General features: G+C 53.4%; 25 protein-coding genes. 14 read left to right on the top strand and 11 right to left on the bottom strand.

Annotated features, from left to right (window positions below; genetic code table 11):
- The 5 genes from FN082_RS22715 to FN082_RS22695 form a co-directional block, all read right to left on the bottom strand.
- Positions 1-1,782 (bottom strand): fimbria/pilus outer membrane usher protein (locus FN082_RS22715; RefSeq protein WP_142982405.1); only part of this gene is annotated, 1,782 nt, incomplete at its 3' end.
- A gap of 11 nt (positions 1,783-1,793) precedes the next feature.
- On the bottom strand, positions 1,794-2,495 hold the full coding sequence (locus tag FN082_RS22710) for a fimbrial biogenesis chaperone (protein WP_049594231.1): 702 nt from the start codon (positions 2,493-2,495) through the stop codon (positions 1,794-1,796).
- A gap of 85 nt (positions 2,496-2,580) precedes the next feature.
- On the bottom strand, positions 2,581-3,219 hold the full coding sequence (locus tag FN082_RS22705; RefSeq protein WP_139540194.1) for a fimbrial protein: 639 nt from the start codon (positions 3,217-3,219) through the stop codon (positions 2,581-2,583).
- 409 nt (positions 3,220-3,628) lie between these two features.
- A complete protein-coding gene (locus FN082_RS22700) occupies positions 3,629-4,336 on the bottom strand; it encodes an ArsR/SmtB family transcription factor (RefSeq protein ID WP_142982404.1) in 708 nt (235 codons plus the stop codon).
- Between the two features lie 41 nt (positions 4,337-4,377).
- Positions 4,378-4,695 carry an antibiotic biosynthesis monooxygenase family protein gene (locus FN082_RS22695; RefSeq protein WP_139540196.1) on the bottom strand — a complete coding sequence of 106 codons (318 nt, stop codon included), beginning with the start codon at positions 4,693-4,695 and terminating at the stop codon, positions 4,378-4,380.
- 384 nt (positions 4,696-5,079) lie between these two features.
- Here FN082_RS22695 and FN082_RS22690 point away from each other — a divergent pair, with 384 nt between their 5' ends.
- Positions 5,080-5,289: a YdgH/BhsA/McbA-like domain containing protein gene (locus FN082_RS22690; RefSeq protein ID WP_004105360.1), complete on the top strand. Its 210-nt coding sequence runs from the start codon at positions 5,080-5,082 to the stop codon at positions 5,287-5,289.
- Positions 5,290-5,509: 220 nt separating this feature from the next.
- On the opposite strand, the gene FN082_RS22685 is transcribed toward FN082_RS22690, so the two are convergent.
- Positions 5,510-6,394 carry an EamA family transporter gene (locus FN082_RS22685; RefSeq protein WP_139540197.1) on the bottom strand — a complete coding sequence of 295 codons (885 nt, stop codon included), beginning with the start codon at positions 6,392-6,394 and terminating at the stop codon, positions 5,510-5,512.
- 80 nt (positions 6,395-6,474) lie between these two features.
- On the opposite strand from FN082_RS22685, the gene FN082_RS22680 reads away from it, so the two are divergent.
- Positions 6,475-6,981, top strand: a complete 507-nt coding sequence (locus FN082_RS22680) for a MarR family winged helix-turn-helix transcriptional regulator (protein WP_139540198.1) — start codon at positions 6,475-6,477, stop codon at positions 6,979-6,981.
- A gap of 77 nt (positions 6,982-7,058) precedes the next feature.
- Here FN082_RS22680 and FN082_RS22675 read toward each other — a convergent pair whose 3' ends face one another.
- A complete protein-coding gene (locus tag FN082_RS22675) occupies positions 7,059-7,520 on the bottom strand; it encodes an Lrp/AsnC family transcriptional regulator (protein ID WP_139540199.1) in 462 nt (153 codons plus the stop codon).
- Positions 7,521-7,670: 150 nt separating this feature from the next.
- Between FN082_RS22675 and FN082_RS22670 the strand changes: the two genes are divergently transcribed.
- The 11 genes from FN082_RS22670 (at position 7,671) to FN082_RS22615 (ending at position 19,063) form a co-directional block, all read left to right on the top strand.
- Entirely contained in the window at positions 7,671-8,282 is a 612-nt protein-coding gene (locus FN082_RS22670) for a LysE family translocator (RefSeq protein ID WP_142463480.1), read from the top strand.
- Positions 8,283-8,796: 514 nt separating this feature from the next.
- Positions 8,797-9,402, top strand: a complete 606-nt coding sequence (locus FN082_RS22665) for a tyrosine-type DNA invertase (protein ID WP_139540200.1) — start codon at positions 8,797-8,799, stop codon at positions 9,400-9,402.
- Between the two features lie 448 nt (positions 9,403-9,850).
- A complete protein-coding gene (locus FN082_RS22660) occupies positions 9,851-10,477 on the top strand; it encodes a tyrosine-type DNA invertase (protein WP_139540201.1) in 627 nt (208 codons plus the stop codon).
- A 462-nt stretch (positions 10,478-10,939) separates the two neighbouring features.
- Positions 10,940-11,485, top strand: a complete 546-nt coding sequence (fimA, locus tag FN082_RS22650; protein ID WP_112217156.1) for a type 1 fimbrial major subunit FimA — start codon at positions 10,940-10,942, stop codon at positions 11,483-11,485.
- A 72-nt stretch (positions 11,486-11,557) separates the two neighbouring features.
- Positions 11,558-12,097, top strand: a complete 540-nt coding sequence (gene fimI / locus FN082_RS22645) for a type 1 fimbrial minor subunit FimI (protein ID WP_139540207.1) — start codon at positions 11,558-11,560, stop codon at positions 12,095-12,097.
- Between the two features lie 73 nt (positions 12,098-12,170).
- The gene (locus FN082_RS22640; RefSeq protein WP_371336300.1) at positions 12,171-12,857 is read left to right on the top strand and encodes a fimbria/pilus periplasmic chaperone; all 687 of its coding nucleotides are present in this window, start codon (positions 12,171-12,173) and stop codon (positions 12,855-12,857) included.
- A 73-nt stretch (positions 12,858-12,930) separates the two neighbouring features.
- Positions 12,931-15,567 carry a fimbrial biogenesis usher protein gene (locus tag FN082_RS22635; RefSeq protein ID WP_142982403.1) on the top strand — a complete coding sequence of 879 codons (2,637 nt, stop codon included), beginning with the start codon at positions 12,931-12,933 and terminating at the stop codon, positions 15,565-15,567.
- A gap of 10 nt (positions 15,568-15,577) precedes the next feature.
- The gene (gene fimF / locus FN082_RS22630; protein ID WP_139540761.1) at positions 15,578-16,108 is read left to right on the top strand and encodes a type 1 fimbrial adaptor subunit FimF; all 531 of its coding nucleotides are present in this window, start codon (positions 15,578-15,580) and stop codon (positions 16,106-16,108) included.
- 12 nt (positions 16,109-16,120) lie between these two features.
- Positions 16,121-16,621 carry a type 1 fimbrial minor subunit FimG gene (gene fimG, locus FN082_RS22625; RefSeq protein WP_142982402.1) on the top strand — a complete coding sequence of 167 codons (501 nt, stop codon included), beginning with the start codon at positions 16,121-16,123 and terminating at the stop codon, positions 16,619-16,621.
- A gap of 14 nt (positions 16,622-16,635) precedes the next feature.
- Entirely contained in the window at positions 16,636-17,598 is a 963-nt protein-coding gene (locus FN082_RS22620) for a fimbrial protein (RefSeq protein WP_142982401.1), read from the top strand.
- Positions 17,599-17,626: 28 nt separating this feature from the next.
- The gene (locus tag FN082_RS22615) at positions 17,627-19,063 is read left to right on the top strand and encodes an EAL domain-containing protein (RefSeq protein WP_142982416.1); all 1,437 of its coding nucleotides are present in this window, start codon (positions 17,627-17,629) and stop codon (positions 19,061-19,063) included.
- A 44-nt stretch (positions 19,064-19,107) separates the two neighbouring features.
- Here FN082_RS22615 and FN082_RS22610 read toward each other — a convergent pair whose 3' ends face one another.
- From FN082_RS22610 to FN082_RS22600, 3 genes are all read right to left on the bottom strand, one after another.
- Complete coding sequence (locus tag FN082_RS22610) at positions 19,108-19,380, bottom strand: GNAT family N-acetyltransferase (protein WP_110276387.1); 273 nt, start codon at positions 19,378-19,380, stop codon at positions 19,108-19,110.
- 11 nt (positions 19,381-19,391) lie between these two features.
- Positions 19,392-19,622 carry a 4Fe-4S mono-cluster protein YjdI gene (yjdI, locus tag FN082_RS22605; RefSeq protein ID WP_139540215.1) on the bottom strand — a complete coding sequence of 77 codons (231 nt, stop codon included), beginning with the start codon at positions 19,620-19,622 and terminating at the stop codon, positions 19,392-19,394.
- Positions 19,623-19,698: 76 nt separating this feature from the next.
- The gene (locus tag FN082_RS22600) at positions 19,699-22,410 is read right to left on the bottom strand and encodes a LuxR C-terminal-related transcriptional regulator (protein WP_142982400.1); all 2,712 of its coding nucleotides are present in this window, start codon (positions 22,408-22,410) and stop codon (positions 19,699-19,701) included.
- A 164-nt stretch (positions 22,411-22,574) separates the two neighbouring features.
- Here FN082_RS22600 and FN082_RS22595 point away from each other — a divergent pair, with 164 nt between their 5' ends.
- Entirely contained in the window at positions 22,575-23,354 is a 780-nt protein-coding gene (locus FN082_RS22595; RefSeq protein ID WP_139540219.1) for an acetoin reductase, read from the top strand.
- Between the two features lie 40 nt (positions 23,355-23,394).
- Here the strand turns inward: FN082_RS22595 and FN082_RS22590 are convergent, their stop codons facing one another.
- Entirely contained in the window at positions 23,395-24,948 is a 1,554-nt protein-coding gene (locus FN082_RS22590; RefSeq protein WP_142462042.1) for a peptide MFS transporter, read from the bottom strand.
- Positions 24,949-25,290 lie beyond the last annotated feature (342 nt).

The raw sequence follows: 25,290 nt of genomic DNA, 5'->3' as shown, positions 1-25,290 counted from the left end.
GCGTGAATTATTAAACGAGGTATTTGACGTCAGGTTAGCGGTACGGTTTTCACCGAACCACAGCGGGTAGCTGAAGTTGAGCGAAACGCGATCGTCGCGACGGTGGCCAGAACTATCCGGGGTATAGACACGCTGAGCACTCACCGACCACGAGAGCCGGCCGTACATATTGTTGTAACTAAACTGGTACTGTTTCTCGGTTCCGGAACGGTTCCAGTAATCCGCCACCCGGCCGCTCAGATAAAAACCGCCCCAGCCGTCCGGCAGGTTTTGGTTAACGGTAAAGGTCATACCGTTTTTTTGCCGCCAGACGGTGTAATTACTGTTGTGGTTTTTTTCCTGATCGACCGCATACAGCGCGTCGTTCAGGTTGTAATAGCCTTTGGTGGAGTAACGATACGCCGCCAGCACGATACTGGTCTGGGTTTCGGTAAACATGCGGTTAAAGGTGGCGCGATAGCTTTGACCATGCTCGTCAAGGGTATCGCTCTTCAACCGTGAATGAGTAACGTCGAATGACAGCGCGCCGATGCCGGTGTTCATCCCGGTTCCCAGCAGGAACGCCTGGTAGTCATCAAAACCAGTGACGCCGGTATAACCGGTAAACAGGTTATTTAAACCGTGCTGCCAGGTTCCCTGGTAGAGCATCGGCTTATTACGCAGCGAACTGTCGTCGACTTTACCGGCAGAGAGCGCATAGCGGGTCATCCCTGGACGCAGTAATTGCGCCACCGAGGCGTAAGGCACGCTAAACACTTCAACTGTACCATCGGCTTCTTTAACCGAAACTTCAAGGTCGCTACCGTAGCCGGAAGGGTAAACATCCTGCAGGGTAAACGGCCCCGGCGGCACCGTGGTCTGATAGATAATATTGCTGCCCTGACGAACCGTTACCAGGGCGTTGCTTTGCGCTACGCCACGAATTTCCGGGGCGTAGGAGCGCATGCCGTCCGGGAACATATTGTCATCGGTCGCCAGGTTTACCCCGCGCAGGCCAATGGTGTCGAAGAATTCGCCGTTGGTAAAAATCTGCCCGCCGCTGACTATCGAGTTAATCTGCGGAATGGGCCGCTGCAGGTAAGTTTGGTTGCTGTTCCAGTGGGCTTTTCCCTGCTGCTGCTGCCAGTTCAGGTTACCGATATGCTTGAGCAGCCAGCCGTCCCACGACAGGCCCGCGTTAATACCCAGATAAGCACTGCTGTTATCAGAACCGTTGGACGACGAGCTGTGGCTGTTCCAGGCGTTTGCCATCCAGCCTAAATTCAGCGCCGCAACGCCTTTATCCCAGAACTCCGGGCTGACAAAGTTTTTAAGACGCTGATCTTCGTAGATTTGTGGTACGGATATATCCAGTCGCAGGGAGGACTGGATCAGAGTGTCTTTAACATTCTCTTCGTTGCGCCACTCTTGCAGGCGTCCGCAGAAGCCCTCTTTCTCGCTGAGCTGCGGGTTGAATTTTTCAGGCGAGATCCCGTATTGCATCAGCATCGCTTTGGTGTAACAGACGCCCATTTTGCCATCTTTACCGGCGGTGATTTTCAGGTCGTAGCGCCCTTTCCATTCGCCGTTGGTATACACATCAAGTGAATAGACGCCCTCGCTGATAGCGCTGGTAGAAAAGCGCGACAGATCGACCTTTTCGCGACTGCCGACGATAAAACCATCGTTAAACTGATAGACCGTTCCCGGGTTTTCCTCTCCGCTGGAAAATGGCGGAAAGCAGCACAGCGCAACCGCAATGGCCGTGCTTAATCTTCCCGGGCAGATTGACCTCTGCTTCATGATCGTTTCCCTTATTTGACGGCAACTTTCACTGCGACATCTGCGCCATAGTCATTAATGTTGTTAACGGTCAGGGTCTCGCCTTTGCTCACTGCGGAAGAAAGGGCGATGGTCTGGCTGGACTGCGGGGCAAACATCACCGTTTTGCTGTTCAGCGCTTTGCCGCCGTCGCGGGAGATACGGCTGACGGTGACATAAAATGGCGTCGGATTACTGACGGACAAATTGTTGCCGTTTGCAGAAAGGACTAATTTTTCTGCCGCCGCATCGCGGTTGCCTAATCCATTGGGACGATAGATAAACTTAAAGCGCGAACGGATCGCCAACTGCAGAATATTCTGCCCTTCGTTTTTCTGACTGGCTTCAACCGGCGGTATTTCCAGAAGGTTTAGCCACCAGAGCGTCTCTTTATCTTTAGCGAGTCCCGCATTACTGCCGAGCTTAATACGCAGGGTCTGGCCGCTTTTCGCGTCTACGCGGGAAATAGGTGGGGTAATAATAAATGGTGTAGTAATAGTATCCGGCGTTGCGTCGGCATTGCCGTTATCCAGCCAGGCTTGCGCCAGTGCCGGACGGTCGGCGGTGTTGGAGAGCTGCACCGTTATTTCTTTTTCATTTCCTGGATAAATAAAGCGGGTGCCATTAACAATAATATTATTGGCATGGGCCGCAAAACTAAAAATGAAACAGAAAAAAAGGGCAATACGCTTCATGCTGACCTCAGAATAAAAAATAAGCGGCAGCAGCGGCCGCTTTATAATTGTTTTTAACCGCCCCGGCGCGAGGCGGTTTTACTTATTACTGATAGGTAATTTCGTAAGTCGCGTAGCTGTTAACCACACCGGTAGTGACAGTGTTCGGGGTGCTGGTCGCGTAGCCAACGTAGTAAGTGAAGCGCGCGCCATCCTGAACAGCAGAAGCATCACCAGTTGCGGTAGGCTGAGTGCTGTCGCCCGGGATAATTTTGTTAGTCAGCGCCGTGGCGTTATCGGTGGACAGAACCAGTTGGATATTCTGCGCGCCAGAAGCTTCGGTGTTAGCCAGGTAACCCTGCTGTTTAGCAGATGCGCCAGCCAACAGGTTACCACCGGTCCAGTTCACGCCCAGCTTGCTCACATCATTCAGCGGGTTAGGTACCGGATTGCCTTCGGCATCAGTTGAAGTGCTGGCAGCCTGGCAGTTAGAAACATCAATGGTGAAAGATTTTGGTTTCAGATAGGTATCAGCAGCGGCAGCTTTAACTTCAATTAACGTCACCGGTGACAGATAAACGTTAGCATCACTGCCCTGGCCGTTTACGGAAACAGTACAAGAGACGTCGGTAACTTTACCGAAGAAATTAACCTGACCGCCGCCTACATTGGTATCAGCAGCATTTGCCGCAGCCATACCAAAAAACGCAGTCGCCATTGCAGCAGAGAGAAGAACCTTTTTCATTGCCATTTCCTTGTCAGAGTGAATTAAGTATCAATGAGCAAACAGTTAATTCGCACAAAAGTCAGAAGCGATATGCGATGCCAACTTGTACGACTGTTAATAGAAACTTCGACTGACCGGAAGCCGCAATATTTAAGGCGTCAGGAACGGATTCTATAAAAGAATTCGTCGATGCTGTCGGCGTCAAAGAATGCTATTTTTCGCAGACAAATATACATTTGTTCATGAGGTGTTAATCAATGTAACAGATAGATTAAGACTATTAATGATTGACAATTGATAGTAAAAAACAGAGTAATTATTATTTACATCGAAGGGGGGAAAGCGATACGGAATTAACAAGATAGACATCTATCGTGTCATAAAAGGCTATTTTTCAACATAGAGAACAATCTGAATAACTTTTCCGTTACGGTGTTTTCGACAGCTGAAAATGCAGGTATAGCGCACGCCACCCCTGTGGGGTAATCGTCACTTCGCGAAATCCTGTGGTGGTGGTAAACCATCCTTTTTGCTGCCCATGCAATAGCAGCGCCGCCCCAGCAGCACCGCCAAGGTGAAAGCGTCGCTCGCTCCAGTCCAGACAGCCGCAGCATGCTTTGCGCCGCGAACCGGTCGTCACCACAATTCCCAGGCGCGCAAATTGCGCTTCCCCGGTCGAGGTCAGGGCCGTTCCATCAGACGTTATCCACGCTTCGCGCAGCAGAAAATCATACAGCGCTACCGCCACTTCTCCAGCCAGATGATCGTAGCAAGTACGCGCGACGCGCAGGTTAACCGGCGTGCTGGTAGATAACATCACGGCACGCTTGCCGGCCATGGTCATCATATTTTCCAGCAGCCCGGCGACGTCGCTACCGGCAAGGCGATAGTAGCGGTGGCGACCCTGGGCGAGACATATCAATAAACCGCTGCTGACCAGACGGCTAAGATGGGCGCTAGCGGTCGAGGGGGAAATATCGGCAACGGTGGAAAGCTCGGTGGCCGTCCACGCCCGGCCATCCATTAAGGCGCAGAGCATCTTTAGCCGGGAGGCATCAGCCATCGCCGACGCCACTGCCGTCATCGCCACGGCCAGCGACTCGTCGTCTTCAATCAGCTCAACAGGTTTTAACATAGCGCCTCGCGTATTTTCCTCTGCGGCAAACCACCGCAATATTATCTGTGGATCGGTTCCTCAGAGCCATATTCGCGCAGCACCTGAGCCACCCGAATATGATAGTGGGAGAAAATGCTCTCCCGTCCCTCTTTTTGTGCCGCCTGATGGCAGAGATTGCGTTTCCACGCCAGCACCGCTTTTTCATCTCGCCACCAGGAGAGCGACAAAATTTTCCCCACCGTTGTCAGGCTTTGAAAACGCTCGATGGCAATAAAACCATCAAGAGTGCTAAGCAGCGGCTTCAGCTCCTCCGCCAGCGCCAGGTAACGCTGCTGGCTCGCCGGAGTCACCTCAGCTTCAAAAAGTACTGCGATCATCGTGTCGTCCTCACATCATCAGTTTGAACACCACTTTATCTTCTTGCCAGAAGCCAATGCTTCGCTGGAGGGCGAAATGTCGCCGCCTGCTTTGCATAAAAAACGCCACTTACATTCACGAAAACAATAATTAAAGACCTAAAGCAAAAAAATCGAGTTTCTGACCCACTCTTTTTTCACGTCAAAAAACACACGCCAAAATAACTCATCATTTTGTTTTTAATGAAAATTAAAAACATAAAACGGATTACCTCGTCATCACACCGTCATAAAAGTGTGATCTAAATCGCACTTTTTGCAACGCGCGTTATAGTTAGCAGACTTATTATAAGTCCATCGAAAGCAACAACGCTTTCCACCATAAAAGTTAAAAGGATAAACACCATGAAAAACGTAAAATTACTTGCCGCTGCCGGTATGCTGTCTCTGGTTTCTTTCGCTAGTTTCGCTCAGCCTGTTAGCGTCACCGCGGATACTCTGGACAACGCAGAAGCTAAAATCGCTGCCATTGCTAAAGACCAGGGCGAGTCCTACCACATTACCGAAGCTTATACCGGTAACCAGGTTCATATGACCGCCGAGCTGTCTAAATAACCGAATGGTTGCAGAGGGAGCTGCCGGACAGGTCGCCTGAAGGCGGCTGGTCTGGCTCCCGCCACATAATAAGCATGCAGCAATGACGAGCCCCTTGATGGGGCTTTTTTGTTTTTGTCGATCTGGAAAAGTTCCCGGTGGCGCTGCGCTGACCGGGCTACGAGTGCCCAGCCGTCTGCAGGACGGCCCGGATAAGGCGTTCACGCCGCGACCCGGGATTTTACCTGCTGGTGACTGCTCTCTTATTCGATAACGCCCGCTGAATCGACAACACGCTTAACAACACAATCACCAACCCCACCAGCGCCATTCCCTCTATTTTCTGTCCGAGGAAAATCCAGCCTAATATCACCGCCGTCACCGGACTCAAAAGGCTCATCGCCGATACCGCCACCGGAGAAAGACGACCAATTCCGCGAAACCACAGGCCATACGCCAGCATCGCCCCGGCAACGCACAGCCACAGATAGCCCGCCGCCTGTGTCAGCGTCACCTGATGCAGCGGCGGATCGACCATTAAAGCAATCGGAGCCAACACAATGCCGCCGATCAGCAGCTGCCAGCCGGTCAGCGCGATGACCGGTAAAGAGATCGCCCAGCGTCGCGAAAGCCAGGTCCCCAGCGCCATACTGATCGCCCCCAGAAACGCCGCGCCGATCCCCAACGGATCGAGCACCGTTTGCGGCGACAGCAGCAACATCGCCATCCCCACGATCCCGGCGCAGGCCGACAACACTGCCACCCAGGGAGATCGTTGACGATCGACGCACCAGGCCAACAACATCACCAGTAGCGGCTGAATAGCGCCAATCACCGCTGCCAGCCCACCGGGTAAACGATAAGCGGCTATAAATAGCAGCGCCTGAAACGCACCGATATTCAGGATCCCGGTGACGATCAGTTTCCACCACTCTGTACGAAGCGGAAAACGGCGGCTCCAGAGAAGCAGAGCGATCCCGGCTGGCAGCACTCGCAATAGCGCAGCGATAAACGGCCTGTCGGGCGGAAGAAACTGTGAGGTCACAATATAGGTACTGCCCCAGATGGCGGGAGCCAGAGCGGTCAGCAGTAAATCAACCATCAAATTACGCGAAACAAAGGCCATGATTTTATCTTCACATCAAGGTAAATTGTGATTTAAGTATGTATCGATAATTATCTTGATATCAAGACAAGTGGGCATTAATGGACAAATCAGCACAAGAAGATGCCGTAGATCGGATCCTCGAACAGTGGAAACGAGAGCGCCCCGACCTCGATTGCAGCCCAATGGGGCCGATTGGCCGCCTGAAACGCTGCGCGATGCTTCTGGAGCCGCGTATTGAAGCCGCCTTTATTCGCCACGATTTAGTGCGCTGGGAATTTGATATGCTGGCGACCCTGCGTCGGGCAGGCAAGCCGTTCGTGCTATCACCCACGCAGCTCTTTTCAACGTTGATGATCACCTCGGGGACAATGACCCATCGTCTTAAGGCGCTGGAAAAGCGAGGTTTTATTACCCGCCTGCCAAACCCGGAGGACGCGCGCAGTATGCTCGTGGCGCTAACAGCAGCGGGGCGAAAGTTGATTGATGAAGCGGTGGAAAGCCATGTGGAGAATGAGCGCGAGCTGTTGGAAGAACTTTCAGCGGCCCAGCGCCAGCACCTGGATGAGGCGCTAAAGGTTTTTATGCGCCTGCTGGAAAAGAGTTGATATAACCTGCCCGTTATTTTCCCGGAGGCGATGCTGCGCATCTGTCCGGGCTACAGAGATTTACTGCTGTCTGCTGATTAACCATTACCCAGCGGGAACGGACGGTCCTGCACGACCGTCTTCATTACCAGCGTTGAGCGCAGGTGCTGCACGCCGGGCATCGCAGAAAGCTTGTCGTCATACAGTTTCTGGAACGCCGGAAGATCGCGCGTCACCACGTGCATCAGGTAGTCCGGATCACCAAACAGGCGCTGCGCCAGCACAATTTGCGGGATCTCTTCGACTGCCTCCTCAAATGCGCTCACCGCCTTCTTGTCGCCCTCTTTTAACGTCGCGAAGACAATCGCCAAAAAGTTGAACCCCATTTTGGCGGGATCAAGATTCACCCGATAGCCGGTAATCACCCCTTCCTGCTCCAGCGCGCGCAGCCGTCGATGGCAGGGTGAAAGACTTAGATTAACCCGCTCGGCCAGCTCGGTTATCGACAACCGTCCGTCGGACTGCAGCTCAGCAAGAATTTTTCGATCAATGCTATCCATTTGGAAGATTTTCTCTTAAAAGACCATTTCAGAGCATAACATTGAAAGCTCATTGCGCAATAAACTCGATATTCTTTTCCTCAAATAATCGTAGCTTAATGAGGGAAAAATGATGAGAAACCGATGTCACCCCGCAGAGGTGGACTGTCCATGGAAATGAGCTTTATCGCCAGCTTTTGGCTGGTCTCTTTTCTGCTGATCATCACGCCGGGAGCCGACTGGGCCTATACCATCAGCGCAGGGATCAATGGACGCCGCGTGATACCCGCCGTCGCCGGGTTGATGTCTGGGCATCTGCTGGCAACGATTGTTGTGGTTGCCGGCATCGGGGTCTTGATTGCCAGCCACCCGCTGGCGATGTCGACTATTACGCTACTGGGCGCGAGTTACCTGATGTGGCTGGGGATAGCTATTTTGCGCCATCCGCCGACGCCAAGTGCGGAAGAACAAACCACAGGTAGCTGGAATCGTTGGGCGATTAAAGGATTATGCATTAGCGGCCTGAACCCAAAGGTGTTTCTCCTGTTTCTGGCTTTACTACCGCAGTTTACCGATCCCAAAGGAAACTGGTCGGTTGCGCAGCAGATGTCGGCATTAGGCTGTATTCACCTTATCACCTGCACGCTGGTCTATTTACTGGTTGGCTACGGCGCGAAAGCGCTTTTAGCGACCCGGCCTCAGGTTGCACAAAAAGTTAGCATCGCGTCCGGCGTGATTATGGTGGCAATCGCCGCGCTACTGTTCTTCGAGCAGTTGGGATAGCGTTCGATATAAGGCGTGAGCGAGCGCTCACGCCACAGCACGTAGAAACCAGCACAGGACTGTTTTTACAAACCGATTCCCGCATTTAAAATAATCAGGCTCTATGCTCTGGTGCACTTATCAATTTTAATCGTTCCTCCTCAAAAAGCATCTTATCGACAAGAAAGAATCATCTTAGTCGTATTCAACTTATTCCTGGCGACTATCAGAAATATTCCCTTTCTTATTACTGCTATCCATAACAAGGTTTTTGCAGTATGGTTAACAACCTTATGATTTATGTATCTCTGAAAACATAGCCAAGGAGAAAAGAATGAGCAGGACATTATTCCCAGCAAAAAAACTAAAACTAACCATAAATATAAAAACAAGCGTCCTCCAGCTAATAAAAATCACCTCTTAAAACTATTATTAGAACCAGCATTAAAAAAAATTCGAATGCAGTCGAGCTTCATCATTTACCCGACGATGCTAAATAAAATGTACTATACGTCTGCATGCTAAAGGGAACATAATGAAAAATAATGTTATTTTAAAAAAAAGGAACTTCCTGACTCATAATGAAATAGAGTCATTGCTCAAAGCGGCCAACAGTGGTGCACATGCCACGCGTAATTATTGCCTGACATTATTATGTTTTATTCACGGATTACGCGCCAGTGAAATATGCCGCCTGCAGATTTCCGATATCGATCTTGAGTCTAAATGTATTTATATACACCGTCTTAAAAATGGATTTTCCACAACCCACCCTCTGCTGAATAAAGAGATCCGCGCGTTAAAGAATTGGTTGAATACCCGCAGGTCCTATCCTCAATCTGGCAGCGAGTGGCTATTCTTATCGCGAAAAGGTAACCCTCTCTCTCGCCAACAGTTTTATCAGATTATTTCTGCATCAGGCGACAGCGCAGGGCTATCACTTGAAATACATCCGCATATGCTCCGCCACTCATGCGGATTCGCCTTAGCCAACATGGGCATTGATACCCGTCTCATTCAGGATTACCTTGGTCACCGCAACATCCGCCATACCGTATGGTATACGGCCAGTAACGCTGGCCGTTTTTATGGTATCTGGGACGAAACGAGAGACCGACAACGGAGCCCTGTTTTACTGTAATTCTCGATGCCATGGATGGCATCGAAATAGCATATCTCTATAACCAAACATTAATAAAAATTAACCATGCTTTAACTATGATTATTGTTCCTGCAAGTTCACATTTCACACATAGTTTATCTTATTATGACGTTCATTCATTAATCAGGATATAAATGCATCATTCATCACCAGATTAAAACGTCATCAACCATGATTTTTTCTTTTAATTTTATATACCTAAAAAATAAACGGAGAGGTTATGTTGTGGTAATGAATAAAATCCATAAGAATAAGATTTATCACGTGGCTATATTCTTGTCTGATACCACTATAATGTGTTGTGTTCATTTAACTGAGATTAATCCCCTTAATATAATACGCCTTTAGTATCGCGAGCTATTTGTAAATTCCCTGTTTCTTCGCAGGGTCGTGTTGTTTATCAAGATCATATCAGGAGTCATTTATTGTGAACCGACGTCGTTTTCTTACCGGTAGAGAAGTACAGGCGATGATGCTGGCCGCCCGCCATGGGCAGACGGGAGAGAGAGATTATTGTCTTATCCTGCTCGCTTTCCGTCACGGTATGCGTATTAGCGAATTGCTCGATCTTCACTATCGGGATCTCGATCTTGCCGAAGGTCGTATCAATATCCGTAGACTAAAAAATGGATTCTCAACGATACACCCTCTGATGGTAGATGAATGTGAAGCAATAAAGCGCTGGAGCCAGGTACGCTCTGGCTGGAAAGACGCAAAAAATACCGATGCGCTGTTTATATCGCGACGTGGCACCCCGCTTTCTCGCCAGCAAGCCTACCGCATCATCCGCACTGCTGGCGTAGAAGCGGGTACGGCAACGCAGACTCATCCACACATGCTACGTCATGCCTGTGGTTACGAGCTAGCGGAAAGAGGAGCAGATACACGACTTATTCAGGACTATCTTGGTCATCGTAACATTCGCCATACCGTACGATATACAGCCAGTAACGCCGCGCGATTCGCCGGATTATGGGAACGAAACAATCTTATGGAGGTGAATTTACAAAATCAAAGAATTCAGAGTAATGAATTGATAAATAAGGAAAAATAAAAGAGTGAACAGGTCAATTGGGGCCAAACTGTGTGCATCATAAAAATATTTGGTAACCTTTTGCAACCACCTGATGCTCTCCTCAGGCAGATAAAAATTTATTACATTGATTAATAATAATTTTTTATTTTTATTTTTTTCAAATAATCCCCATCTTTTCATCGTTCGCTATCCACACCATGTTGCCCTCGATAGCCTTCCGTGGCTCATTCCCCCCAACATCATCAATATATAAAATCAAAAATAAATAAAAATTAAGATAAAAACACCAAATAAAAACAATAAAACCATATTATTTGGTTAATTATTCTAACGAGTCAAAATGGCCCCAAATGTCTCATATTTTGGGTGAAAAACATGCAGAACCGCAGCCGAAAACTTCGGCTGAAACATGAAATACCTGGAGGTCATGATGACGGCCAGATCGGTTCGTAATCCCGATATTGTACAAAGGAAAACAACATGAAAATCAAAACACTGGCAATCGTTGTACTGTCAGCTCTGTCTCTGAGCTCCGCGGCGGCGCTGGCCGATACCACGGTAAATGGCGGCACGGTGCATTTTAAAGGGGAAGTCGTCAACGCAGCGTGCGCAATTGACGCAGGTTCAATCGATCAGACCGTTCCAATGGGCCAGGTTCGTTCGGCAAAACTCGCTACCCCTGGCAGCACCAGCACGGCTGTGGGTTTCAATATCCAACTGAACGATTGCGATACCACCGTTGCTACCAAAGCGTCCGTTGCCTTCACCGGCACCGCAATTGATAGCACCAATACCACCGTGCTGGCGCTGCAAAGCTCCGCAGCAGGCAGCGCGACCAACGTCGGCGTACAGATCCTTGACCGTACGGGTACTCCGCTGGCGCTGGATGGCGCTACCTTCGGCGCGGCTTCTACCCTGAACGACGGCACCAATATCATCCCGTTCCAGGCTCGTTACTACGCGACTGCCGCAGCCACTGCCGGTACCGCTAACGCTGACGCGACCTTCAAAGTGCAATACCAGTAATTCATTCGTCAGGCAGGGAAGCATATCGGGCCAGGAAGGCCCGTTATCCATAACGGAACTCGGGTGATAACGATGCAAAGGATGAAGTCAGGTCTGTTGATTTTTTTACTCCCGTCGCTGGCGCTGGCCGGTAATCAATGGAACGTCACGCTGCCCGGCGGAAACATGCGCTTTCAGGGCATCATTATTGCTGAGTCCTGCCGCGTTGAAGCGGGTGACCAGCAGATGACAGTCAACATGGGACAAATCAGCAGTAACCGGCTTCATTCGGCTGGTGAAGATACCAATCCGGTCCCTTTCGATATTCACCTACAGGAATGCAGCACCGCCGTCAGCCAGCGCGTTGGCGTGGCGTTTCACGGCGTCGCCGATGGTAAAAATCCGGACGTCCTTTCGGTGGGGGAAGGACCGGGGATTGCTACCGGCATTGGCGTTGCTCTGTTTGATAAAGAAGACCATCTGATCCCACTGAACAGCCCTCCCGCAGCCTGGACAAAATTGTATACCGGGCCAACCACATTGCACTTTGTGGCGAAATATCGGGCAACAGGGCATCAGGTCACCGGGGGAGCGGCTAACGCTCAGGCCTGGTTCTCCCTGACCTACCAGTAATTAACCAGCAGACGTACCAAAACAGGAAACGACGGTGAGTATAAAAGGAATAAGCGTGAGAAAAACACTGGCGATGACGCGCGGTTTACTGGCAGGAATGCTGATGATAGCCGCCATCGGATGGACCGCTCGCGCCGAGGCTGGCGTGGCGCTAGGGGCGACCCGCGTCATCTATCCTGCCGGGCAGAAGCAGGTTCAACTGGCGGTCACTAACAACGACGAAAAGAGCACTTACTTGATCCAGTCATGGGTAGAAAACGCCGATGGTGCAAAAGATGGGCGTTTTGTTATCACCCCACCGCTATTTGCCATGCAGGGAAAAAAAGAGAATACCCTGCGCATCATTGATGCCACCAACAACCAGTTGCCGCAGGACCGGGAAAGCCTGTTCTGGATGAACGTCAAAGCCATTCCGTCGATGGATAAGTCAAAGCTCAGCGATAACACTCTGCAACTGGCGATTATCAGCCGCATCAAGCTCTATTATCGTCCGGCAAAACTGGCGCTACCGCCGGATCAGGCGCCGGAAAAGCTGAAATTCCGCCGCAGCGCAGGCTCGCTCACGTTAATCAACCCCACCCCATATTACCTGACGGTCACCGAGCTCAATGCCGGAACCCGGATACTGGAGAATGCGCTGGTCCCGCCGATGGGTGAAGCCAGCGTTAAATTGCCTGCTGATGCCGGTCGCGAGATTACGTACCGGACGATTAACGACTACGGCGCGCTGACCCCGCGGATGCAGGGCGCTACGCAATAACTGACGGGAGGCAGCGTTCTCCCGGAAATAAAAATAAGAACTGACAGCCGGGCGACTTTGGACCGGAGGGACTATGTCACATCTGAAATATGGACTCGACCACCAGGGCTCCGGGCGTAAAAGCAGCCATGGGCCAATAAATCTGCGCGCTTTCGCTCCAGTCATGCTGGCCCTTTTACTCTCCTCACCGATCTTTTCAGTGCAGGCAGAGATCTATTTTAATCCGCGTTTTTTAGCGGACGACCCTGCCGCCGTGGCAGATTTATCAGGATTTGCCAGCGGCCAGGAGGTCCCTCCGGGAACCTATCGCGTTGATATTTACCTTAACGATGGTTTTATGACCACCCGCGATGTCACGTTTAATGCCGGAAAAAACGACCACGCGCTGATCCCCTGCCTGACGCGCGGACAGCTTTCCGGGATGGGTGTGAATACCTCATCCGTTGAGGGGATCAATGCGTTAGCATCCGATGCCTGCGTACCGTTAACCGAGATGATTAAAGACGCCACCACACGCTTTGATGTCGGCTTACAGCGGCTGTATCTGACCGTTCCCCAGGCGTTTATGGGCAACCGCGCCCGCGGCTATATTCCGCCTGAACTCTGGGATCATGGGATTAACGCCGGGCTGCTGAACTACAACTTCACCGGCAACAACGTCCACAACGACATCGGCGGCAGCAGCAACTATGCATATCTGAACCTGCAAAGCGGGCTGAATCTCGGCGCGTGGCGTCTACGCGATAACACCACCTGGAGCTACAGCAGCAGCGGCAGCTCATCGACCAATGAAAACAAGTGGCAGCACGTCAACACCTGGCTTGAGCGCGATATCACCCCGCTACGCTCGCGTCTGACGATGGGCGACAGCTACACCAACGGCGACGTTTTCGATGGGATTAACTTCCGCGGTGCGCAGCTCGCCTCCGATGACAACATGCTGCCGGACAGCCAGAAGGGATTTGCTCCGGTTATCCACGGTATTGCCCGCGGTACCGCTCAGGTGTCGGTGAAGCAGAACGGCTATGAGATTTACCAGAGCACGGTGCCGCCCGGCCCGTTCACCATCAGCGATCTCTACTCTGCGGGCAACGGCGGCGATCTACAGGTCACCATCAAAGAGGCCGACGGCAGCAGCCAGGTCTTCACCGTCCCGTACTCATCCGTCCCGGTGCTCCAGCGCGAGGGCCATACCCGCTATGCCGTCACCGCCGGGGAGTACCGCAGCGGCAACGATCAGCAGGACAAACCGAAGTTCTTCCAGAGCACCCTCCTGCACGGTCTACCGGCAGGCTGGACGCTGTACGGCGGCACCCAATTGGCGGATCGCTACCGCGCCTTTAATCTCGGCGTGGGGAAAAACATGGGCCAGTTGGGGGCGCTGTCGCTGGACATCACTCAGGCCAACGCTACCCTGCCCGATGACAGCGATCATCAGGGACAGTCGGTACGTTTTCTCTATAACAAATCGCTGACGGATACTGGAACAAATATTCAACTGGTGGGCTACCGTTACTCCACGCGCGGCTATTTCAGCTTAGCCGACACTACTTACAACCGGATGAGCGGCTACAACGTTGAGACCCAGGACGGCGTGATTGAAGTCAAACCGAAGTTCACCGACTACTACAACCTCGCTTACAACAAGCGCGGCAAAGTGCAGCTCAGCGTCACCCAGCAGTTAGGGCGTACCGCCACTCTCTACCTCAGCGGCAGTCATCAAACTTATTGGGGAACCAGTAGCGCCGACCAGCAGCTACAGGCCGGGCTGAATGCCGCCGTCGACGATATCAACTGGACCCTGAGCTACAGCCTGACCAAAAACGCCTGGCAGCAGGGGCGCGATCAGATGCTGGCTCTCAACGTCAGTATCCCGTTCAGCCACTGGATGCGCTCCGACAGTACCTCCGTCTGGAAAAACGGTAACGCCAGCTACAGCATGTCCAACGATCTGAACGGCAGAACCACCAGCCTTGCCGGCCTGTACGGCACGCTGCTTGAGGATAACAACCTGAGCTACAGCGTACAGACCGGCTACGCGGGCGGCGGTGAAGGCAACAGCGGTAGCACCGGCTATGCGGCGCTGAACTACCGCGGCGGCTACGGCAACGCTAACGTTGGCTACAGCCGCAGCGATAGCATTAAGCAACTTTACTACGGCCTGAGCGGCGGCGTACTGGCCCACGCCGACGGCGTCACTCTGAGCCAGCCAATGAACGATACCGTTGTATTGATCAAAGCCCCCGGAGCTGATGGCGTGAAGGTAGAAAACCAAACCGGGGTGCGTACCGACTGGCGCGGCTACGCCGTGCTGCCCTATGCCACCGAATACCGGGAAAACCGGGTGGCGCTGAATACCAATACGCTCGCCAACAACGTCGACCTTGATGATGCCGTGGTCAATATCGTGCCGACCCACGGAGCAATTGCGCGCGCGGAATTTAAAGCCAGCGTCGGCATGAAGCTGCTGCTGACGCTAACTCACCACGGTAAACCGGTTCCTTTTGGTGCAATAGCCGCCGCTGTCGGTAGCCAGAATAGCAGCATCGTCGCTGATAACGGCCAGGTCTATCTGAGCGGCATGCCGCTGGCGGGGAAGGTACGCGCAAAGTGGGGAGACGGACCGGATGCCAGTTGTGAAGCCGACTATCATCTGCCGCCGGAAAGCCAGAACCAGGCGTTAAGCCAGCTGTCGGCCGTGTGCCGCTAAGGAAACCATGATGATGAGAAACAACCTGTATCTGCTGGGCGCCATACTCTCTCTGGTCTCCTTCAGCACTTCTGCCGCCGATAGCACCATCACGATTAGCGGATACGTTCGGGATAACACCTGCGCCGTCGCGGGTGAGTCAAAAGATTTTACCGTTGACCTGATGAATAACGCCGCCAAACAGTTTAATGCTATCGGCACAACCACGCCGCTGGTGCCCTTTCGCATCGTGCTGTCGCCCTGCGGCGGTTCCGTCACTGCGGTGAAAGTCGGTTTTACCGGCGTCGCGGACAGCGACAACACCAGCCTGCTGAAACTGGATAGCGGCGTATCGGCAGCATCCGGGATTGGCGTGCAGATCCTTAACGGCAGCCGGACCCCCCTGGTGCTCAATTCCCCCTCGTCAAACATCGCCTGGACAACGCTGAAGCCTGGTCAGACCAACACGCTGAACTTTTACGCCCGGCTGATGACCGCGCGCGTCCCGATAACCGCAGGACACGTTAATGCAACCGCGACCTTCACGCTTGAATTTCAGTAACCGGAGGCTGAAATGAAATGGACCCATGCCCGCTGGCTGCTGGCCGGTTTACTGGCCCTCGCCAGCGCTTCCCATGCCGCCGATGTCACGATTACCGTTAACGGCAAGGTGGTGGCGAGGCCCTGCACCATATCCACGCCGAAGGCTACCGTCGATCTGGGCGATTTATACACCTTCAACATGCTTTCACCCGGAGCAGCATCAGGCTGGCATAGCGTCACGCTCGATCTCAGCAATTGCCCGGTCGGCACGTCGCGCGTCACCGCCACCTTTAGCGGAACAGCGGACAGCACAGGCTATTACAAAAATCTGGGAACAGCGGGCAACCTCCAGTTGGAACTGCAAGACACCAGCGGAACCCGGTTTAACAACGGTTCAGCCAAAACGGTAGCCGTCAACGACGCCACACAATCAACCAGCTTTCCATTACGCGTCAGAGCGCTGACGGTCAATGGCGGGCCAACACAAGGAACAATCCAGGCGGTGATTAACATCACCTATACCTGGCTTTGAGGCAGGAGATCATCATGAATCAGTGGATTGCTATAACCCGAAAACGGCGCCAGGCCTTCGTTAAAGCACTGTGGCTTTTGATCTTATTATCAGGATTCTCTACCAGCGTCAGAGCCTATACCTGCTACGACTCCACTGGAACGACATTAAACAGTGATACTGGAGGAAAGGTATCTAACGTCTACGTCAACCTGCAGCCAAGCCTGGGAGCGGGGCAAAACCTGGTCGTCGACTTATCCAATTCTATTTTTTGCCGAAATGACTCGCCAAACAAGCGTAACGATATGGTGAGCATGCTCCAGGGCTCGGCCTATAGCGGCCTGCTGACTAATTTCACTGGTTCTTTAAAGTACTACGGAGTCAGCTACAATTTCCCGCTAAATTCCCCAACCGCCAGCCACAACTTCACTTCCGGTAACTACACAAACTGGAATACGCAGCTCTACCTGACTCCGATATCGACCGCCTCCGGGCTGGCAATAAGCGCTGGCTCGCATATTGCAACGCTAGTTATGTATCAGGTCGGTTCCGATATCAACGGTGGCGGTAATGTTCGTACTTCAAAATTTACCTGGCACATCTATGCCAACAATAGTGTGATTATCCCGACGGGCGGCTGCGATGTTTCCGCTCGCAACGTCACGGTAACCCTGCCGGAATACCCCGGTTCCACCGCAATCCCGCTAACGGTACGCTGTGGACAAAACCAAAAGATAGGCTTTTACCTCTCCGGCACCACGGCAGATACCGCCAACACTGTTTTCACCAATACCTCTTCCGCCTCACCGGCTCAGGGCATTGGTGTTCAGCTATTACGCAATGGCACCATCCTGCGTTCAAACAATACCGTTTCCATGGGAACCGTAGGCACCTCTGCCGTCAACCTCGGACTCACCGCCACCTATGCGCGCACCAGCGGGCAGGTCACCGCGGGCAACGTACAATCGATTATTGGGGTGACCTTTGTTTACCAGTAGCGCGCCAGCCGCGTACGGCAGGCCGGGGATGGACTATATCCTCTCGCCTTGCTCGCTGGTCGCCGATGGGTTAGTCAAAGTGATGATAGCCAGCGGGATGCAGCCCGTTGTGCTGCCGTCTGATGTAACGATGCTTCCTGTTGAAACAAGCATTCGCCGCATCATCGTATTTCTGCCAGAAACCCCGGCCAGGCTGCTCACCACCCTGCAGCAGGCCGCTACGTTTCTCGAACATTCCGCGACGCCGCTGCCGATGTTAATTCTTAGCCGCAGCCCGGCCAGCTGGCTGTGGCATACCCTGCTGCATCAGGTTATTGACCACCACCTACTTTCTGAAGTACGAACCGCCGCCTCCGATCTTCCTGTTCCCAGCCTGACCGCCGTACTCCAGGACTATATTCTGCAAAGATATCCCTCGCTTAAACAGCTAGCAGACGAAGAAATACGGCTCGGCGGAAAGAATCCAGGCGGGCTCACGAGACCGGAGCTGAATGCCATTCTCGGTTTACTGAGCGGGTATAGCGTTAACGCCCAGGCAAAACGCCGCGGTATCAGCAACAAAACGTTATATAACCAGCGAACCGCAGGACTGAAAAAAATGGTGGAACATCATCCTCAGCTGGCGACCCGCTTCCCCGGCAGCCAGACAAAAGGGCAGAAAAAAGCGCCTGATGCAGCGCTTTCCACTTTCGAACGCGAATTTGTCCATGCCATTCACTGTCGGCAAATTTTCCCTGTCTTCCAGCCCATTACCGATGGCCGGATGCAACTTAAAGGCATTGAGATCCTCTCTCGCTGGCGGCAAAACGGGAAGCTCCTGCTTCCCGGCGATTTTTTACCCCAGGTGCGCTCAGAGTACGCCTGGCTGGTATTGACAGCTTTTGTGCTGCGGGAAGCGGTGCAGAACATCAACCAGCATCCAGGAGAATTCTATTTCTCAGTGAATATCCCCGCCGCTATCGCCAGCAATGAAAATCTTACCCGCATGATAGAAACAGCACGCCAACAGCTACGCCAGCCGCATATGTCCCGCAGATTAGTACTGGAATTTGCTGAAACGCTGGACATCAACCAGCAGAGTCACATTGCCGACAATATCACCCACCTGCGCAAGCAAGGCTTTACCATTATGCTGGATGACTGTTTTTCACAAAGCAGCGTCATGTTTCCGGTGAGATCGCTCAGGTTCAGCGCTTATAAGCTGGATATGAGCATCGTGAACGATATGCAGCGCGATCCTCATGCCCTGGCCCTGATAAAAAGCCTGCTCTACTATTGCCAGCTGACCGGCAGCCGCTGCGTTGCCGAAGGGGTGGACAGCCTGGATAAATTCAACAGATTGAAAGCGCTGGGAATCGACAGGTTTCAGGGCTATTTCATCTCCGCGCCGGTGGAGCAAGAAAACCTCGACGATCTTGTTTCCCAGCTCTTGTCTGGCCGCGATATTAGCCTTGTCGCCGGGTGAAACGGAACCCAAAATAGTTGCGCCAGCACGCTGGCACAGTGATTTCAGGCGCGAATATCGTCGTACTCGCGGGTATTATCAAACTCATGTTTGGCAAATGGACACAGCGGGATAATTTTACGCTGCTCGCCGCGCATTTTTTCTACCACTTTCGCCACCAGTTTTTTCCCTACACCCTGGCCTTTCAGGCTGGGGTCCACGTCGGTGTGTTCAATAATGCTGAGATGCTCGCCTGTGGGTACAAAAACGATTTCTGCCACCTGATTCCCTTCGGCATCATTGACGTAAAACTTGTTATGACCTTCCAGTATTTCCATCATGTCCTCACTTATTTGTGGCGATACTTCAGTGCGCCGCTCGGGCAGGTATCGATAACCTTAATCACTGTGGCAACGTCCACCTCATCCGGGACGATCCACGGCTTACGTTTCAGGTTGAAAAGCTTCGCACTACCGCGCACGCAGTTGCCTGAATGCTGACAGAGAGCGGTATTGAAGTAGACATCAATCTGCTCCCCGGTATAGGCGCGATAGCCCGCTTCCAGTAGTTCCTTATCCATGACATTGCCTCAGCTATTTTTATTGGTATGGTTGTAAGCTGTAAGCATAGCCCTCGACTCTCATGCTGGCTATGGGCTAGCTCAGCAGGTGCCACTCGCGCGCCTGATTCACCGCCTGGATACGGCCCTTAACCTGCAGCTTTTCATAAAGCTGCTTGAGGTGCCATTTGACGGTTTCCGCCGAAATGCCCAGCTCACGAGCAACGCCTTTATTGGAATAGCCGTCGGCAATCAAACGCAAGGTCTGCTGCTCCCGCTCGGTCAGCCGCAGACCGGGCGGCTGCGGCTGTCGCGTATCAATAACCACTCCGGCGGCGGAAAAGCGCGACAGCAATGTCGAGATATCGGCAGCCAGCGCATCGTCCGCCGGGCTGTGCTTAAGCATCTCGCACAGCAGCGAAACCATCTCTTCCCTCCCCTCCATCAGGCTGCGCCATAGCCCCTGATGCAGCGCGCGTGAAAGCGCGGGTCGGCAGATATCCATCGCCTGCTCCCGCGAGCCTCCACGCCAGAAGGCAACAGCCTGCATCAACCGTAAACGCGCGGCAAATAGCCACTCGCCGCTGTTTTCACGGATGCTGGCCAGTTTATCTAACAACCGTGCGGCAGTTAGCGGCTCTCCGTTCGCCATGAGAATACGGCTCCGGCTGAGCGCGATATATCCGGCGGCGGCTTCCGTTTGGCCAGGAGCCTGCAGGCGGCTCAGCAGCGCCTCGGCGGCCAGTTTGTCACCCGCGTGAAGCGCAGCGGCGATCCGCTCCGCCAGCAGCGGAGCCTGAGCCCGTAGCCAGCCCCGCTGAACTGCCAGCCCCTCGGCATGAAGCAATAACGATTCGGCTTCTGCGACCTGGCCCATCTCACGGGCCAGACGGGACAACACGATGTAGCAGCGGCTAAGGCCGTCCGGCGGACAAAAATCGTCGATCATCTCGAGGCGTGGAACCAGCAAGCTTTGCACCTTTTCTATCTTGCCCTGCTCCCAGGCAATCTCCGCCAGAATCGGCGCCAGCGTTGCTCCGCTGCTGGAGTTCTCACCGGTATGCTGTTCAGCATAGCGCAGCGCGCGGGTTGCCTGGCGCTCCGCTTCGGCAAGATTGCCCTGACGAAAATAGCTCTGCGCCATCACAAACGCCCGATAGACCTCCACGAACAAGTTACGGTTGGCAACGCTGGCCGCTGACGCCCGCTGCTGGACCTCCAGCGCCTGCTGTGGCCGGGAATCCGCAAGATGGCAGTAGCTGAGGATATTGCAAACCAGACCATCGACCCAGATATCGCCGCAGGGCACCTCGCGCAGAAGCGGTTCGACAATGGCGATACTGCGCGCAATATTGTCGGCAAAAGCTTCACAGATCGCGCGAACCACCCGCAGCTTGACCCGCGAGCTGTGGGCCAGAGCGTCGCGATGCGCTACTGCTTGCGCATCAATGGCATCAAGTAGCTGACGAGCCTCGTCAAAGCGGAAGCGGTGGGCTAACGCCCAGGCCAGATTGAGCTGTAGCTCAATACGCGATGGATCCAGATTCGCGGGGAGATAGCGGATCCAGCGCACCAGGGTATCAATATCCCCCTCTTCCGCCAGCGACTGCGCGCCAGCTTCCGCATCCTTCGCCGCCGACTTTCCTGCCGCCAGCGCGTGGCGTATCGCCTCGGCCCACAGCTGCTGCGAAGCAAACCAGCCGCTGGCGCGGTCATGTAGTTGGCGAATATCAATCTCGCGGCTGTGGCGCAGGCGGTGCAGCAACGCGTCGCGCATCAGCGGGTGATAGCGAAACCAGACGCCGCTTTCATCCAGCACGGAAAGAAACAGGTTGTGCCGCTCTATCCACCCCAGCATCTCGCTGGCATTACTTTTGCCGCTGACCGCGTCACACAGCGCCGGATGCAGGCGATTAAGCATGGAGGTATGCAGAAGAAAGTCGAATACCTCAGGCGGCAGCGGCGCGAAAATCACTTCATCCAGATAGCGGGAGATTGACCGCGAGCTGGCGCTGAGCCCCGTCGCCGTAGGTATTTCCGCAGAGAGTGCGGCCATTTTCATCCCCGCCACCCAGCCATCCGTAAGCGCAATAAGCCGGGGAATCGCCTGAGGATTCAGCCCCGAAGCGCCAGAGAAATAGGCGCTGGCTTCACCGGGGTTAAAGCGCAGTTCCTGGTCATACACCTCCAGCAGTTGATCCTGCATTTGCAGGCGGCTCAGGGCCAAAGGCGGCTGGCTGCGGCTGCCGATAATCAAGTGCAGAGCTGGCGGCGCGTGGTTCAGCAGCCAGCTCATCCCCTGATGAACCGCCGGGTCGCTGATGCACTGGTAGTCGTCGAGGATCAGGTACAGCGGGTGAGGACACTGGTCAAGCTGATTGACCAATTCGGCAAAGAACAGAGTGATATCGGCCGGAAGCTCCCCTTGCAGAAGATGCAGAAACGATGGACTCCATCCTTGCCATAGCGGTCGCAGCGCTTCCTGGAAATAGCGCATAAACAGTAGCGGCGCGCCGTCATCCTCATCAAGGCTCAGCCAGGCCAGCGCGTCTCCTTGTCGAAGACGGTGCCGGTACCACTGCGCCAGCAGGGTCGTTTTGCCAAATCCGGCAGGCGCGCACACCAGCGTTAAGCGGCGGGATACCGCAGCGTCGAGGCGCTGCAGCAACCGCTCCCGCGACAGCAGCGTTTCCGGCGTGCGGGGCGGCGTAAAACGCGTAGAGATAAGCGGCAACGTGCGCGTGAAGCGAAAAGGTTCCTGGTGAACAAACGCTGCCAGTGAATCATCCGCTGAGGATAAGAAAGCCATACCGCAATTACCCCTTAGTCCAGTCCGTCCGGCCATTATCCCCCCCATCAGGGGGGTAGGCCACGCTTATCGTGCCCGATAGAGTAGTTCAATTCTCCGCAGCAGAAACAACGTCAGCCGCGGACATCCATAGTTTATTAATCAGTACAAGGTGAGTACAGAATATGGCTATCGAAAATAAAGTTGCGTTAGTGACCGGCGCCGGTCAGGGCATTGGCCGCGGTATTGCGTTGCGTCTGGCCAAAGATGGCGCATCGCTGATGCTGGTCGACGTGAACCCTGAGGGGATTGCCGCCGTCGCTGCTGAAGTTGAAGCGCTGGGTCGTAAAGCGGCCACCTTCGTGGCCAATATCGCCGACCGCGATCAGGTTTACGCCGCTATTGATGAAGCAGAAAAACAGCTGGGCGGCTTCGACATTATCGTTAATAACGCCGGGATCGCACAGGTACAGGCACTGGCCGATGTGACGCCTGAAGAAGTCGACCGGATTATGCGTATCAACGTTCAGGGCACTCTGTGGGGTATCCAGGCGGCGGCGAAAAAATTCATCGACCGTCAGCAAAAAGGGAAAATCATCAACGCTTGCTCTATCGCTGGTCATGATGGTTTTGCGCTGCTGGGAATTTACTCCGCCACTAAATTTGCCGTACGCGCTCTGACTCAGGCGGCGGCAAAAGAGTACGCCAGCCGCGGCATTACGGTTAACGCCTACTGCCCGGGGATTGTGGGTACCGGTATGTGGACCGAAATCGATAAGCGCTTCGCAGAAATTACCGGCGCGCCGGTTGGTGAAACTTATAAAAAGTATGTGGAAGGTATCGCGTTGGGTCGTGCTGAAACGCCGGACGATGTGGCAAGCCTGGTCTCTTATCTGGCAGGCCCGGACTCCGATTACGTAACCGGTCAGTCGATACTGATCGATGGTGGTATTGTTTACCGCTAGGGATTAAACCCGGCGCAGAACGCGCCGGGTTTATGAGGAATTAGGCGTTAGCCGTCGGTTCCTGTGGCTTTTTGCTTTGAGTATTTTCCAGCATCCGGCGAACCGGGACAATCAGCACGCACAGCACGGCAGCGCAGATCAGTAGCGCAATAGAGCAGCGTGCGAAGAGGTCAGGCAGCATATCCAACTGATCGGCCTTCACATGACCGCCAATCAGGCCCGCCGCCAGGTTCCCCAGGGCGCTGGCGCAGAACCACAGCCCCATCATCTGGCCGCGCATTCTTTCCGGCGCCAGCAGCGTCATGGTCGCCAGACCAATCGGGCTAAGGCACAGTTCGCCCAGCGTCAGCATCAGGATACTGCCAACCAGCCACATCGGCGATACGCCCGCGCCGCCGTTGCTCAGCACGTTTTGCGCCGCCAGCATCATCAGGCCAAAGCCCGCCGCCGCGCACAGAATACCGATAACAAACTTGGTGATGCTGCTCGGACGCACGTTTTTACGCGCCAGCGCTGGCCACGCCCAGCTAAATACCGGTGCCAGCAGGATGATAAACAGGGCGTTGATTGACTGGAACCACACTGCCGGGATCTCGAAAGAGCCAATCATGCGGTTGGTGTAGTCATTCGCGAACAGGTTGAATGAGGTCGGTTTCTGCTCAAATGCCGACCAGAAAAAGGCGGCGGAGATCAGCAGAATAAAGCACACCAGCAGGCGGGCGCGCTCTTTGCGGCTTAGTCCAGCAAAAGCGAACAGGTAGATAAAATAGAGCACCACCGACGCTGCAATCACGTAGACCAGCACGCTGGCGACCGCCACCGGGTTAATCACAATAACGCCCTGGGCAATCAACACGATGATAACCGCCACGCCTACCGTCAGCGCCAGCAGCCAGGCGCCGACGCCGTTTCTTTTCACCACCGGACTGTTCCAGGTTGAATCCAGGCCGACTTCACTGTCATAGCGTTTCATCGCCGGGACGGCAAAGACGCGGAAGATAATCAGCGCGACCAGCATCCCGATACCACCGATACCAAAGCCCCAGTGCCAGCCGTGAGATTTAATCAACCAGCCGGAGATCAGCGGCGCGATAAACGAGCCCATATTGATGCCCATATAGAACAGCGAGAAGCCGCCATCACGGCGCGCATCGCCTTTCTTGTACAGCGTGCCGACCATCACCGAAATACAGGTTTTGAACAGGCCGGAACCGAGCACGATAAACATCAGGCCGATAAAGAACAGGCTATCGCCCATCACCGCCGACAGCGCGATGGAGAGATGGCCCAGGGCGATCAGAATCGAGCCGTACCAGACTGCCTTTTGTTGACCAAGCCAGTTATCCGCCAGCCAGCCGCCCGGCAGCGCGGCAAGATACATCGTCCCGGCAAAGATGCCGACTATCGCCGAGGCGTTTTCACGCGCCAGCCCCATCCCGCCGTCATAAACGGTGGCCGCCATAAACAGGATCAGTAGCGGACGAATACCGTAAAACGAGAACCGTTCCCACATTTCGGTGAAAAACAGCGAACCGAGCGGGTAAGGATGACCAAAAAAGGTCCGACTTTCATTTTTATTAACAGAGGAATGCATAACTTCTCCCAAAGATGTCCGCAGCGTTTTAAAACTGCGGGAAGCGTGTTGGCCTTTTATACACAAAGCCAATCATTCACATTTAATGTGACGTTGTTTAACCATTTGATAACCCAATAATGGTCCTGTCTAGTCCCTTACCCCAACTTTTTAGATGAAAAGTCGACAAACGTCTACTTTTCCAGATTTAAAGTTGGCTGGAGTGGAAATGTGATTGACATCATAAAACACATCATAAAAGATGAAATATTCATTAAAAAACAAATAATTAATAGTATCTGTTTTTATGTTCATCCGCACAGATAAGAGGGCTCAGCGCCACATCAATAACCACAAGAAATA

Origin of the sequence: Klebsiella spallanzanii (assembly GCF_902158555.1) — a bacterium.
In the GTDB taxonomy this organism is placed as follows: domain Bacteria; phylum Pseudomonadota; class Gammaproteobacteria; order Enterobacterales; family Enterobacteriaceae; genus Klebsiella; species Klebsiella spallanzanii.
Note: the sequence above shows the minus strand (reverse complement) of the source record. Positions and strands in the feature narration are given on the sequence as shown.

Bases quoted from the DNA above. Each gene is read 5' to 3' on its own strand.
- FN082_RS22710 (WP_049594231.1), bottom strand. From the start codon at position 2,495: ATGAAGCGTATTGCCCTTTTTTTCTGTTTCATTTTTAGTTTTGCGGCC.
- FN082_RS22705 (WP_139540194.1), bottom strand. From the start codon at position 3,219: ATGAAAAAGGTTCTTCTCTCTGCTGCAATGGCGACTGCGTTTTTTGGT.
- FN082_RS22700 (WP_142982404.1), bottom strand. From the start codon at position 4,336: ATGTTAAAACCTGTTGAGCTGATTGAAGACGACGAGTCGCTGGCCGTG.
- FN082_RS22695 (WP_139540196.1), bottom strand. From the start codon at position 4,695: ATGATCGCAGTACTTTTTGAAGCTGAGGTGACTCCGGCGAGCCAGCAG.
- FN082_RS22690 (WP_004105360.1), top strand. From the start codon at position 5,080: ATGAAAAACGTAAAATTACTTGCCGCTGCCGGTATGCTGTCTCTGGTT.
- FN082_RS22685 (WP_139540197.1), bottom strand. From the start codon at position 6,394: ATGGCCTTTGTTTCGCGTAATTTGATGGTTGATTTACTGCTGACCGCT.
- FN082_RS22680 (WP_139540198.1), top strand. From the start codon at position 6,475: ATGGACAAATCAGCACAAGAAGATGCCGTAGATCGGATCCTCGAACAG.
- FN082_RS22675 (WP_139540199.1), bottom strand. From the start codon at position 7,520: ATGGATAGCATTGATCGAAAAATTCTTGCTGAGCTGCAGTCCGACGGA.
- FN082_RS22670 (WP_142463480.1), top strand. From the start codon at position 7,671: ATGGAAATGAGCTTTATCGCCAGCTTTTGGCTGGTCTCTTTTCTGCTG.
- FN082_RS22665 (WP_139540200.1), top strand. From the start codon at position 8,797: ATGAAAAATAATGTTATTTTAAAAAAAAGGAACTTCCTGACTCATAAT.
- fimA (WP_112217156.1), top strand. From the start codon at position 10,940: ATGAAAATCAAAACACTGGCAATCGTTGTACTGTCAGCTCTGTCTCTG.
- fimI (WP_139540207.1), top strand. From the start codon at position 11,558: ATGCAAAGGATGAAGTCAGGTCTGTTGATTTTTTTACTCCCGTCGCTG.
- FN082_RS22640 (WP_371336300.1), top strand. From the start codon at position 12,171: ATGACGCGCGGTTTACTGGCAGGAATGCTGATGATAGCCGCCATCGGA.
- FN082_RS22635 (WP_142982403.1), top strand. From the start codon at position 12,931: ATGTCACATCTGAAATATGGACTCGACCACCAGGGCTCCGGGCGTAAA.
- fimF (WP_139540761.1), top strand. From the start codon at position 15,578: ATGATGAGAAACAACCTGTATCTGCTGGGCGCCATACTCTCTCTGGTC.
- fimG (WP_142982402.1), top strand. From the start codon at position 16,121: ATGAAATGGACCCATGCCCGCTGGCTGCTGGCCGGTTTACTGGCCCTC.
- FN082_RS22620 (WP_142982401.1), top strand. From the start codon at position 16,636: ATGAATCAGTGGATTGCTATAACCCGAAAACGGCGCCAGGCCTTCGTT.
- FN082_RS22615 (WP_142982416.1), top strand. From the start codon at position 17,627: ATGGACTATATCCTCTCGCCTTGCTCGCTGGTCGCCGATGGGTTAGTC.
- FN082_RS22610 (WP_110276387.1), bottom strand. From the start codon at position 19,380: ATGGAAATACTGGAAGGTCATAACAAGTTTTACGTCAATGATGCCGAA.
- yjdI (WP_139540215.1), bottom strand. From the start codon at position 19,622: ATGGATAAGGAACTACTGGAAGCGGGCTATCGCGCCTATACCGGGGAG.
- FN082_RS22600 (WP_142982400.1), bottom strand. From the start codon at position 22,410: ATGGCTTTCTTATCCTCAGCGGATGATTCACTGGCAGCGTTTGTTCAC.
- FN082_RS22595 (WP_139540219.1), top strand. From the start codon at position 22,575: ATGGCTATCGAAAATAAAGTTGCGTTAGTGACCGGCGCCGGTCAGGGC.
- FN082_RS22590 (WP_142462042.1), bottom strand. From the start codon at position 24,948: ATGCATTCCTCTGTTAATAAAAATGAAAGTCGGACCTTTTTTGGTCAT.